Origin of the sequence: Desulfamplus magnetovallimortis (genome assembly GCF_900170035.1) — a bacterium.
Classification (GTDB): Bacteria; Desulfobacterota; Desulfobacteria; order Desulfobacterales; family Desulfobacteraceae; genus Desulfamplus; species Desulfamplus magnetovallimortis.
In genome coordinates this window covers 239,460-252,009 of the sequence record NZ_LT828543.1, presented here as the reverse complement: position 1 = coordinate 252,009, position 12,550 = coordinate 239,460, and the positions used below count along the sequence as shown (strand labels likewise).

Annotated in this window: 13 protein-coding genes; 2 read left to right on the top strand and 11 right to left on the bottom strand. The window is 40.4% G+C overall.

Annotation, left to right across the window (positions count from 1 at the left end):
• The 11 genes from MTBBW1_RS09640 to MTBBW1_RS09590 all read right to left on the bottom strand — a co-directional run.
• The coding region (locus tag MTBBW1_RS09640) for a hypothetical protein (RefSeq protein WP_186441188.1) at positions 1-794 on the bottom strand (794 nt) is incomplete at its 3' end.
• 277 nt (positions 795-1,071) lie between these two features.
• On the bottom strand, positions 1,072-1,971 hold the full coding sequence (gene tesB, locus MTBBW1_RS09635; protein WP_080802593.1) for an acyl-CoA thioesterase II: 900 nt from the start codon (positions 1,969-1,971) through the stop codon (positions 1,072-1,074).
• Between the two features lie 177 nt (positions 1,972-2,148).
• Entirely contained in the window at positions 2,149-2,652 is a 504-nt protein-coding gene (locus tag MTBBW1_RS09630; protein WP_186441187.1) for a MauE/DoxX family redox-associated membrane protein, read from the bottom strand.
• On the bottom strand, positions 2,649-3,140 hold the full coding sequence (locus MTBBW1_RS09625; RefSeq protein WP_080802582.1) for a rhodanese-like domain-containing protein: 492 nt from the start codon (positions 3,138-3,140) through the stop codon (positions 2,649-2,651). Before MTBBW1_RS09625 ends, MTBBW1_RS09630 begins: the two co-directional genes overlap by 4 nt.
• Before the next feature lie 320 nt (positions 3,141-3,460).
• Complete coding sequence (locus MTBBW1_RS09620; RefSeq protein WP_080802574.1) at positions 3,461-4,381, bottom strand: chemotaxis protein; 921 nt, start codon at positions 4,379-4,381, stop codon at positions 3,461-3,463.
• 521 nt (positions 4,382-4,902) lie between these two features.
• Positions 4,903-5,724, bottom strand: a complete 822-nt coding sequence (locus MTBBW1_RS09615; protein WP_080802566.1) for a 4Fe-4S binding protein — start codon at positions 5,722-5,724, stop codon at positions 4,903-4,905.
• Positions 5,725-5,963: 239 nt separating this feature from the next.
• Complete coding sequence (locus MTBBW1_RS09610; protein ID WP_080802562.1) at positions 5,964-6,218, bottom strand: zinc ribbon domain-containing protein; 255 nt, start codon at positions 6,216-6,218, stop codon at positions 5,964-5,966.
• Positions 6,205-6,615 carry a hypothetical protein gene (locus MTBBW1_RS09605; RefSeq protein WP_080802559.1) on the bottom strand — a complete coding sequence of 137 codons (411 nt, stop codon included), beginning with the start codon at positions 6,613-6,615 and terminating at the stop codon, positions 6,205-6,207. The genes MTBBW1_RS09610 and MTBBW1_RS09605 overlap by 14 nt, the downstream gene beginning before the upstream one ends.
• Before the next feature lie 39 nt (positions 6,616-6,654).
• Positions 6,655-7,038, bottom strand: a complete 384-nt coding sequence (locus MTBBW1_RS09600; protein ID WP_080802556.1) for a DUF5320 domain-containing protein — start codon at positions 7,036-7,038, stop codon at positions 6,655-6,657.
• A gap of 152 nt (positions 7,039-7,190) precedes the next feature.
• Complete coding sequence (locus tag MTBBW1_RS09595) at positions 7,191-7,808, bottom strand: NifB/NifX family molybdenum-iron cluster-binding protein (protein ID WP_080802554.1); 618 nt, start codon at positions 7,806-7,808, stop codon at positions 7,191-7,193.
• A gap of 361 nt (positions 7,809-8,169) precedes the next feature.
• Positions 8,170-9,768: a sigma-54 interaction domain-containing protein gene (locus tag MTBBW1_RS09590; protein ID WP_080802552.1), complete on the bottom strand. Its 1,599-nt coding sequence runs from the start codon at positions 9,766-9,768 to the stop codon at positions 8,170-8,172.
• Positions 9,769-10,357: 589 nt separating this feature from the next.
• Between MTBBW1_RS09590 and MTBBW1_RS09585 the strand changes: the two genes are divergently transcribed.
• Positions 10,358-11,164, top strand: coding sequence for a cyclase family protein (locus tag MTBBW1_RS09585; protein ID WP_080802550.1), 807 nt, complete (start codon positions 10,358-10,360; stop codon positions 11,162-11,164).
• Positions 11,165-11,286: 122 nt separating this feature from the next.
• Positions 11,287-12,069 carry a cyclase family protein gene (locus MTBBW1_RS09580; protein ID WP_080802547.1) on the top strand — a complete coding sequence of 261 codons (783 nt, stop codon included), beginning with the start codon at positions 11,287-11,289 and terminating at the stop codon, positions 12,067-12,069.
• Positions 12,070-12,550: the final 481 nt, after the last annotated feature.

Below are 12,550 nucleotides of genomic sequence, written 5' to 3'. Positions count from 1 at the left end.
GTCTCTTCAACATTTTCTCCAGATGCAAGGGATGCCATAAGGGATGCCTCGGCTGTCATCTCTCCCTGTACAGATTCCGATGCCGAAGCCACTGCCCCAACAGTTGTTTCAGCCGACTGAAGAGCTGCATCAGGAGAGCCTCCGCTTGCAAGGGATGTTGTAAATGCCTCAATTGCCTGCTGCAGGGCATCAGGAGAAAGATCTCCAAGATGATCACCAAGTATCTGGGCAACATCCTCTCCATCTGAAAGAGCCTTTAAAATCTGATCCCCCGTTGATAACTCCTTCTGGACTGCACCCTGTACTGCAATGGTCTGATCAAGGGTCTCTTCCGCACCTTTTAGTGCTTCATCAGGAAAAGTTCCTTCTGCCATACTCTCCTGAAGATCTTTGAACATGGCATCGGCTGCACTCCCTTTGGGATCAACTCCTTCGGGAAGGGTATCTGCTATCACCTCTTCAATGTTTTCGCCGGATGCAAGGGCATTGGCAAGGTCACTTTGTTGGGATTCTGACTCTATCTGATCACGGACATATGTAAGGTCAAGCTGGCCCATGGCATTTTGTAAAGACTCAACAGGCGGGATACCAAGGTTCATACTCTCCACAAGATTGTTTACAAACTGATCAACACCAAAAGATGCTTCGGATGGTTCTCCGCCCTGGCTCTCTATATAATCTTCTGCAATGGTGCGAAGGTTCACCAAAAATTCGTCGCTGCCAATGGATGATGGATCACTTGCGGCATTCACAAGTTCCAGAAGCATACTGTCAAATGGATTTATATCAGGCATGGTAACCTCCTTTACAATAGTGATTCAGGGCATTGCAGATTTTTTTTGATCATTTACTAAGAAATATTCTGATTTGCCAGCATATACAGTTTCTAATCGGCTTTTATCTTCTAATAATAATTGTTTTTTTGAAATAAACCAAATAAAAAAGGCATCCTTCATATCACGAGCAAAAGACTCTACACTTATGAAGATTAAAAAGCAGAAAAAAACGCTTTTTCTCCGGAAAGTAAAAAGTGATAAATGAAGGATGCCCTCAAGGCTTTAAAATCTAAATCTATCTAATATTTCGGATAAGTCCCTCTTGAGCAACAGTTGCAACAAGTTTGCCGTCAGTTGTAAAAATATTTCCAATATTAAGCCCCCTTCCTCTGCATGCACTGGGGCTGTGCATGGCATAAAGCAGCCATTCATCCATCCTGAAATCCCTATGAAACCACATAGCATGGTCAAGGCTTGCCACCTGCATACCAGGTGACCAGAACGTTTTGGCATGTGGATAAAGGGATGTGGTAACAAGGTTGAAATCCGATGCATATGCAAGCATATAGCGGTGTATTGCAATATCGTCAGGCATAAGATTGATTGATTTGAACCATGCATATTTTACAGGAGGCATCCTGCCTGGTTCAAATGGGTTGACAGGATTTACAACCCTTATTTCAATGGGCTTTTCACAGATCATTTTGTCCCGCAGCTTTGCGGGAATCATGTGGGCAATTTTACGGAATTTTTCAGTATCAGACTCAATTCCTTCCGGGCCTGGAACATCAGGTATTTCATCTTGATGATCAAAGCCTGGTTCATCCATTTGAAAAGAGGCTGACATGGAAAAAATGGGACGCCCTTTCTGTACAGCAACAACCCTTCTTGTGGTAAAACTTCTGCCATCTCTGATGCAGTCAACTGTATATACAATGGGTTTTGTTGAATCCCCTGCCCTCATGAAATAACCATGAATACTGTGAGCCTTGCGGGTCACGTCAACTGTCCTTGTTGCAGCCGATAGCGCCTGCCCCAGAACCTGCCCGCCAAAGACATTACCAAAACCAAGATCCTGGCTCTCTCCCCTGAAAATATTTTCCTCAATCTTTTCAAGTTTGAGCAGTCTCAGCAGCTCACTCAACACATTTATTTCTGGGCATTCATTTACTGCTTCAGGATTTTCTTTGATCATTGCCTACTCCTGCTTTGTTTTTATTTATACTTTGTTAACTTTTATAAATTGTCTGAATCAGGATACCCTGGATTAACAGGATAAGGCAGAATTAAGTATCCTGAATATCCTGGTTATTCTGATTATCATGGTTATCCTGATTCAGGCAGCAAAAAAAGATAAGCTAAAAAAGTAGTATTATGAGTATATCTTTTTAAAACTACCTTGAATATCGTTTCTTTTGATAAAAGTATAGAAGAAGAGATAAAAAGAAAAAAGCATCAAGGATATATCCCTTGCCACTGTCCATATATCTGCCGGGGTAGCACCTGGAGCTGCGGAAAAACAGCCGCAATTTACATCAATTCCCCTGTAAAGGTTGAAAACCAGTGCTGTTGTAAAAATCACAAGCAAAAAATTTATGAGAATAACAGTGCCTGGAACAAAAACACCAAAAATAAGAAATATCCCAAGAATTAACTCCAGCCATGGCAGAACAATGGCTGTAATATTTATCAAAATGTCCGCCAGTATCTGATAATTATATACTGCACTTGCAAATTGTTCAGGATAAAGTATTTTATCATAACTTGCATAAATAAATACAATCCCAAGTATCCAGCGAGAAATATAATGTATTATCAGAATAACCTTATCTGCCCTATTTCCTGCAATATTTAATCCATCTTTTGTTTTTCTCATTGCGCTTTGACCTCCACAGGCATACTCCCTGCTTTCCATACTGACCATCCATTAACAAGAACATAAACCTGAAATCCCATGTCCTTGAAAAAGAGTGCAAGATCATGGCTAAGGCTACAGCTTTCGCCATCACAATAAGTAACAACAGGCATATCAGGATCTATTTCAGGAAGAACATCCATAAATCGTTCCTGTAAATCATGCCATGGTAAACTTATGGCACCTTTTATATGCCCATACTCATATTGATCCACATTCCTTGCATCAACAAAAACAGCAGCATTTTGTTCAAAAAGTGAAACAGCGTCATCAAAAGATATAACCATGCTCTTGCCTGCATCGGTTGTCAATCTTGACTCAACATCCCACTTTCCAACAATAGGCAAGGGTGCTGATCTGAAAAAGTTAAAAACCAATGAAATAAAAACAGATAAAACTATAATAGTTAATGATTGCTTGATTCCAATAGAATAGATATTATTTTTCATGAACACCTTAAGCACTACAGCGACACTGCTTGTTTAATGGCTTGAAAATAGCGTTTTCCATGAAAGTGTCGCTGTAGTATTAAAAATTAAATCAAACTGTTTATTCTCAAAGTCGACACCTATGATCTTGTAAGCCTTGTCAACACTGTCTGAATCAGGATTCCCAGGATTAACAGGATGCCCAGTATTAACAGGATTAACAGGATAAGGCAGGATTATCTATCCTGAACATCCTATCCATCCTGGTTATCCTGATTCAGACAAATGCAATAACTTCTGAAAAAGCAATAAAATGTCGATTTTGAGTTATTTAGAATCAATTAATTACTGCAAAATTCGTCAAGGATTTCAATCAGGGCATTTGTTTCCGGCTTTGTTACATATCTATCTGCTGACACCTGTTGACACTTCTGAATCATCTGGGTATTAATCAGACTTGAAAAAATAATTACATACAAATCCTTCAACACTGGATCCTGTTTGAGTTTACGACAAAGCGTTAACCCATCCATCTTTGGCATCTCGATATCTGAAATAACAACTGTGGGAATCGATGTATCAGCAAAATCGTCGGCATGCTTCATGCAGTAATCACAGGCGTCCTGCCCGTTTTCAAACGAAGTGATCTCTTCAAAACCTGCCTGTTTCAAAACCTTTATAACACCTTTGCGTATGGTAAATGAGTCCTCTGCAAATAGAATGTTAAGTTGATTTCTGCTGATCTTCTCCTTTCTCTGCATTGTTTCTTCGGAAACAGATTCCAGAACCATGCCCGGAAAAACAGTTGCAAGAACCTGTTCAAGATCGAGAACCATGATTTCATGTTCATCTGCCTGGACAGAGCCAGTGACATATGAATCTGAGCCAATAAAACGATTAATGGGAGAAAATTCAGCCCATGAAAAACGAAGAATTCTATTTACACCATGAGCTTTAAAAGCATTAACTGTATTGTTGAATTCAGTTACAACAACAATTTCCCGATCATTTTTTTTGTCCCCTTTTTTAGCCATATCCAAAAGCAGCTCAAGATCAAGAATTGGAATTGTTCTCTCCCTGTATAGCATCATTCCCATGACGCCCGGTGGATTTTCAGGCATGGGTGTTACGAGTTTTCGGTCGTAAGCCTGTACAGACTGAACCTTTGCGACATTAATTCCGAAAAGCTGATCGTAAATCCATACAGTCAGCAGCTCCATTTCATTTGTACCGGCACCAAGAAGAATACCCTGCTGTTTCATATGCTCTCCAGATGATTTAATAAATACCCAACCAGAAATAATAATAAACGTGCATGATTGATTTTGTATCAATCACCCCCAAGTATAAAAATGATAGTCATTTTCACGGTAAAAATAATAATACCACTCAGATTATCCGTGTAAATGGATATAAGTTTCCATCTTTGAGGTGGCTGTATCGCAGCCATGTAGGTTTAGTCAGACTTAAAAAAAATATACACTTTTCCGAATACAACGGGAATTGTTGCTCCGGCAAGTGTAATATGTGTAATGGTATGAAATGTATTTTACTCAAAATCGACATCTATGATCTTGTAAGTCTTGTAAACACTGTCTGAATCAGGATTCCCAAGATTAACAAAAATAAGGCAGGATTATCTATCCTGAGCATCCTATCCATCCTGGTTATCCTGGTTCAGACAACTGGAACAACTTCGGAAAAAGCAATAAAATGTCGATTTTGAGTATTTTATCTTAAACGCTAAAAAAGCTTGAGCATTCTATGCAGTGCAAGGTTTGGTTTAAATGAAGATTGCCGGCTCCTTTCTTTCACTGAAATTAGTGGAAAGCCACTGTGCTATCTCCATCATTTTAGGATTTTCCATAACCCTTGATCCTGTGGGGCACTCTTTTACACACGCACAGCAACGAAGACATATTTCAGCACGAGTTGTGACCTCTTCATCAACACTCACTGCTTCTGTGGGACACACTTCAGCACATTTACCGCATTTAATACAGGTATCCTCACGTGTAACAGGAGAAATCGGAGGCATAACCTTCCTCTCCTTATATGGTAAATTTCCTGGCACTGTCAAGTTATCCAGTGAACTCCAACCTTCTTGACCCTTTGATTCTGATAAAAAACACTCAATTTTATCCATGATCTTTTTTCCAAAATCACGGGATTTTGAAAGATCACTTTCATCAGGACGGCCAACAGCAATAGGGGTTGATTCAACCGAAAATGAATGCTCACCAATAAAGGCTGCTCCGGCAACCGGTGTCATACCCATATCCTGGGACATATTTTTTAGCTCCAGAAGAGCATCCTCATATTCACGATTTCCGTAAAGCACAACTGAAACAGCAGGATTAGCATTTCCCTTAAAGTTTTTAAATCTTTTTGCTGCCTCAACGGGTATCCTTCCGCTGTAAACCGGTGAGCCAAGAATAACCAATTGATTCTCCGTAAATACAACACCTTGCAGATCTGCATCAGAAGGAGTCAGATCAATCTCTGTAATTGTTGCAATCCCGGTTCCCTGGGCAATAGATTTCAATGTTTTTTTTGTGGTATTGGTGGGTGAAAAGTACAATAAAACTACAGATTCAATATTCATGTGTCAAATCCTTAAAAGAGTGTAAAATTAAAACACAGGGGGCGGATTTGACATCCGCCCCCCAAATGAGTTGTATATCTTTTAACAGGGCAGAGAACAGATTCTGCCCGCTAAGGAATGAGTACGAAATAAGGTGTCCAATTAGAACTCTCAAAAGTACGGTTTAAAGTGGTCGCCTGTTTTGAAATGGGCAAATTATTTAAGACTCATTCCTAAAGATTCTGCTTTTTAAAGTGTTATCACATACTCTTGCCACAGCAGCTTCCAGGGCCTGCACATCCTGATTTTTCGCCAGGTGCAGAACCGCAACAAGCTCTGTCACCAGACCCTGGCAAACGATGTTTTGCAGGGCCTGAAAGAGAGGAATGGGCAGACAACTTTTGAGTCATGCTGCTGCTTCCACAAAATGAGCATTCCGCTTTTTCACTGTTTCCAACCATTAAAATTTCACTGACCCTGCCGCAGTCATTGCAATGAAAATCAAATATCGGCATAATTTTTCCTCTTTTTTTCAGCTACTTGCAAACTCTGAGAATGTTTCCATAGAGGCTCAATGACACTTCCATTTAGCACAATTTTTACACAAGGTAAATTCTGCAATCCTTCAAAATTCTGAAAAGAAATTGACTCTGATACACCATTATCATCTCCATCAGCATAAAGTGACACAGATGATAATGGCTCAGTTCCTGAAAGTTCGGGATAAGTTTGCCTTAATGCAGGAAAATCTGCATTTTCAAGGAGATGCAGCAAAATGGCCATCTTCTCCTCAATTAATCTTCGGTTTTCATCAGATTGAGATTGATTAAAATAGCTTTTTATGAGCCTTTCATACAATCTTTTACATGCAGTTTCCAGGCAGAACCTTTTTAAATGCAGAACAATTTCCATTCCATACTTCCCTGCAAAAAATCCTTATCAGAAGTTGATTTAATCCTGACGAGGCTCATCAATTTCAGACATGCGCTTCTTTATCATATCCAGATGATTCTGCAACCCTTCGGCATCTCTTTTAAGCATCTCAATTTCAGTTGCAGGATCCGGTGCATTGGTGTATGGCATCTCATAAGGTACACCTCCCCCGGGGATAAAACCTGCACCTCTTCCCATGCCTCCTCTTCGCCTACCACCGGCAAAGCAGCGGCCACCATTAAAGCTATTTCCGTAGCCCATGTTCATACCCTGGCCATATCCCCTTCCAGAACCACCTGCAAATGACCTTCCGATTCCTGAAAAAGATGACCTGCAATAACCTCTACCTCCGCCTGTCATTGAGCCTTGACTCATTGGTCCCTGTCCATTAAATCCTGGCATAATATTATCTCCTTAATTAGTTCTACTTTGTTAAACTTTATAAATTGTCTGAATCAAGATACCCTGGATTAACAGGGTAAGGCAGGATTAAGTATCCTGAACATCTTTTCATCCTGATTCAGACAGCAAAAACATATAAGCTAACAATGATCTTAAAATTTGCCCTGACCATTGCCTTTACCGCTGCCTTGTGTGGTACAACTGCCTCCACATCCATTACCGCCTCTATTATTGCCCTGTCCCTGGCACCTTCCTTGGCTCTGACCTCTTCCCTGACCCTGGCCTTTTCCTTGCCCCTGACCTCTTCCTTGACCTTGACCTTGACCTTGGCCTCTTCCCTGGCCTTGCTGGCCTCTGTTATTTCCTTTTGGCATAATTCTCACCTCCTTTCCTTGATACCCGAATGCATCAATATCGGACTTTCTTCTATATCTACGGCCACATCCAGGCATAATAAAACCATGATTGATACTGTTGTCTCGGAGATATCCATCAAGGATATCATCTATCCTGCCACCGATAAATGGAATCAGCATGACACCTGTTGATTCAATGATACTGGAACAGATTTGAGAAATTGCACCACAAACAAGAACGTCAATTTCCAGCATCTTCAGTTTTTCTTTAAAAGAAAACATTATCTCGGGGTTAAAGGGTTCATAAAAACTTTGAAGCACTTTTCCATCGGAAACTTTAACAACAAACAGATTACGGGACGCATCAAATACCGGCGAAATTCTTTTGTCCCATGCAGTAAACGCGATATTCATATTTAATAATCCATCCCTCTCCGATATTAATGAGACTCATAAGAATAAAGCTAATATTCCCAACCTGTGCGGGCAGAATTCAGACTGACAAAAATATATTATTCTTTCAAATTTTAATTGTCAGCTAAAAAACCAAGACAAATATGCGACTCTCAAGAGCCCGTCACTATTAATAAGCAACTATTATGCCCAATGATAATAAAATCTCTAAAAAATGATTGCAAAATATTTTTTATTGTATAATCAAGTACTTAAATAAAATAATTATATTTTTAATATAATATAAAGACGCAATAACGTTGCATAAAAGCAGCTATATTGGGTAGCAAAAATGCGACTCAATGCGACTCTTACAATTATATCATGAAGAACGGCCATCCACCCCTTTTGGTAGGATAATTCCGAGTTTTTTTATCTTCCTGAATAAAGTGCTTTTATGGATTCCAAGCTCCTTTGCAGCCGCTTTACGATTATAGTTGTTGTTTATCAGCGCATTAAAAATAATCTCACGTTGGGCAGCCTGAACATTGTCATTATTTGAAAGAGAAAAGGAGCCAAAGCCAGATGAAACAGTTGGCTCTAAAGGTGGGGAATCTTTAAATGATGATTGTTGATGTTGTGGTGGTGATGATAATGGTGGTGATGGTGATGATGATGATAGTGGTGATAGTGGTGATAGTGGTGATGATGGCAACGGTGACGATGACGACGGTGACGATGACGACGTTGACAGTGGTGATGATGGGGAAGGTGATAACGATGTTGATATAAAAGATGAATCATGACTCAGTATAGCTGGAAAATGTTTAAGTGCAATAAAACCACTGGAACAGAGAACAAAGGCATGCTCAATTAAATTTTGCAGCTCCCTTATATTTCCATAAAAAGGATATTTCATAAGAGTTTCAAGGGCATCTGGCTCAATACCTTCCACCATCTTGCCCTGAATTGTGTTCATTCGTGATATAAAATGTTTAACAAGAAGAGGTATATCTTCCATGCGCTCCCGAAGGGGAGGAAGGAAAACCTGAACCACATTTATCCTGTAAAAAAGATCCCTTCGAAAGTCTTTTTCTGCTACCATCTGTAATAAATTACGATTTGTTGCTGTTATAACACGAACATTGCTTTCAACTTTTTCAGTAGTACCAAGGGGCTGAAAAGCCTTTTCCTCAAGAACCCTCAACAGCCTTACCTGAAATGCCGCACTCGTCTCACCAATCTCGTCAAGAAATATTGTGCCACCCTGGGCAGAAGCAAAATAGCCTGCCTTGTCTTTTGATGCATTTGTAAAGGCACCGGCTTTGTAACCAAAAAGCTCAGACTCCAGAAGAGAATCAGGAAGAGCACCACAATTAATTGCGACAAAAGGAGACTTGTTTCTCGGGCTTTTGTCATGTATTGCCTTTGCAACAAGCTCTTTTCCGGTTCCGCTTTCTCCCTCAATCAATACACTACTGTCACTCTCTGCAATAAGGGGAATAATATCAAAAAGTTGCTGCATAACAGGATTCCGGCTGAGCATCTCACCCATCTGAAAACGCGATGAGAGAGCTTTTCTCAACTCATCAACAAGGGTATGATCTCTGAAGATCTCCACACCCCCAAGTGAATTTCCATTACTGTCCTTTAATACAGAAGTTGAAACCGTAACCGGAATTTTTTCTCCTTCACTGCTTACAATATGGGTATCACTGTTGACAAATGGCTTTCCCTCTTTCATTGTTTTTTTTAGTGCACACTCTCTTTCGCACATATTGGAACGGAAAACATCCCAACAGTGACGCCCAATGGCTTCTTCACGGTCAATGCCGGTTATTTTTTCTGCCGCCCGGTTAAATGACGTTATCTTCCAGTCAGGATCAACTGTAAAAACACCATCTGAAATGCTTTCAAGAATAATTTCAGTTACACTCTGAAGATGGTAGGGCTCTTTGGTGAAACTTTCTCCTGAACTCATTTGATTCACCTCATTTCTATCAAAATGATTCACTTTTTTTACTAAACGGACATGATTGCGTATCAATCACCCCCAAGTATAAAAATGATAGTCATTTTCATGGTAAACTTTAATACTCAATAGAGTCTAAAAATCCACATCTTATTGCTTTCCCGGCAGTTACTGCATTTGTCTGAATCAAGAGTACTTTGAGGGCTATATGAAGGATGCCGAGTCTTTATCCAAAATTTATTACCTGTAAACGGGCATGGCTGCCATCCAGCCACCCCCGAATATAGAAAATTGTATCCATTTCCACGGTAAAACCATAGTAACAACAAAAGACCAGGGTGTCGAGATTCTCAAAGCAAAGGGAAAAATAATTTTGTGCTTAACCCTTAATTGCATACAACTTTATGTTAATATATTACATGCAATTTTTTCTTGACTTCATCATGAAGAGCATATAATGTTTTTGTGATAAAAATTTAGAAGAATATAACGTACATGGCGGATAGCCGCCACAATCTAAAAAATGAAAGCCTCAATAAAAACAAGCGCTTATAGGGACTTTTATGTAAATTCACCACTATATCCAGGAGAGGAAATTATGGCTGCTGTCACAACTGATCCTTACACTGAGTTGCAATTGTTGGAGTTAAGTCATGAATGGGGACATGGAGCACCATCCCTGCCGGGCCAGGATGACGTAATCATGTTCCGTGCAGTTAAATTTGCACAGCACGGGGTAATGGCTCATCGTATTAAAACTGTTATGCACACTGGCACTCATATGAATGCACCGATTCACCTGGTTCAACGGGCTTCCGATCTTTCCGAAATACCTGTTGAACGGTTTTTCGGCAATGGAGTCGTGCTGAACATTCCCAAAAAAAGCTATGAAGTTATCACGGCAAAGGATCTTGAGTCAGCATCTCCCGATGTTCAGCAGGGCGATGTGGTTATTATTGTCAGCGGCTGGCACCACAAATACTCTGATGCCATTGAGTATTTCGGGGAATCTCCAGGTCTTTCAAAGTGCGCTGCCCAATGGCTGGTAAAAAAGGATTGCCGTTTTGTTGGAGTGGATATGCCCCAGGTTGATCACCCCCTGGCAACTTCCCTTGGCCCCCATCGTGGCGGCCCTTTAATGAAAAGGCTTGCTAATGATTATACAAAAGCAACTGGCCTTGATCCGACAAAGGAACATCCTGAATGGAATATTGCCCATAAAACACTTCTTTCAGCAGGTATCCCCACAGTGGAGCAGGTGGGAGGAGATGTGGATCTATTGGCCGGAAAACGGGCAACTTTTGCAGCCACACCCTGGAAATTCAAACATGGTGATGCCTGTCCAGTTCGCCTTGTCGCAATGATGGATCCTTCAGGAAAATGCAGAATTGATGCCGGCAATTAAGGAATAATAGATGCTACGTAAGTAGGTGGACATAAATTTTTTCCTATTATCTACTAAGGCTTAACCGGAAGAAATATTTGTCTATGTGCTTATGGCAACAGAAAAAGCAAAAGGAAAAAACCATGAGCCTGAAAATATACAATTTAAGTCAACCTTTTCACCATCACATGCCGGAATGGCCATCAACACCGAGTGTTAATGTAAATGTCAATAAATTTCATGCAAAAGATGGGGTCTATCAGGTACAGTGGGATGGCATCATGCACAGAGGAACCCATATGGATGCTCCTCTACATGTCACTGAGAACACTCCTGACATCAGTCATTATCCCCTCTGGAGACTTTGCGGAACCGGTGTGGCTGTCTCCATACCCAAAGGAAAATGGGGAGTTATTACAGCAGAAGACCTTGAGAATGCCCGTCCAAAAATCCAGGAAAATGACATTGTTATGATCAATACAGGTTTTCACCACAAATGGGGTGACAGTGACGAATACTTTGCCTATGGCTGCGGAATTTATGCAGATGGTGCCCGTTGGCTTGTTGATAAAAAGGTAAAACTTGTTGGATATGGCTGTCAAGCCAATGATCATCCCATTGCCACCAAACTTGTGGATCACGGTCTTGGCCCATCGCAACCTCATCTTATTGAAGAGTACAAAAAAGTGACCGGACGGGATCCAAAAGATGATTTTCCCGATTGGGAGGCAGGGCATAAAACACTTATGGTCAAAGGTGGTATTCCAGGTATTGAGAATATAGGAGGCGACCTTGATGAAGTTACCGGGAAAAGATGTTTTTTTATGGCATTTCCATGGCGTTGGCCAGGTGGAGACGGATGTGTGGTAAGAGTACTTGCTGTTATTGATCCGGATCAGACTTTCAGGTTTGGCTCAGGGCAATAAGTCAAGCCACAGACTCAACAATCGGGGAATCAAAAAAGTGTGTGGTCAATCATAGGCTATTGTCCACACACTTTTTTTGATGTATTAATACCTTTACTTCTATATTTTGCATCTCATCTCTCCACTCCAAATCCTCCTGCAAAATTACAAAATACTTCTGATGCAATCACTTGTCAGGCTACTGAATTTTTTTGATGAACATCACGCTTAGGAATCGGTTTTAAAAAACTTCCCTATTTCTGAATATCCCTGTCAATACAGGATGAGGTTGAACGATTTTTTAAAAGGAAACGTTATTTTAGACACATTCCTTAAAACGTACATGGCTGCTCACAGCCACAATCGAAGAGACAAAAGTCTTTATATGTCAGCATGTTATGGAGACTTTCTAATAAATCCTCATGATTGCGAAGGCATCACAACGATGCATGAAAGCCATGATATATCAGTATGTTATGGGGACTTTTATATAAATGTACAG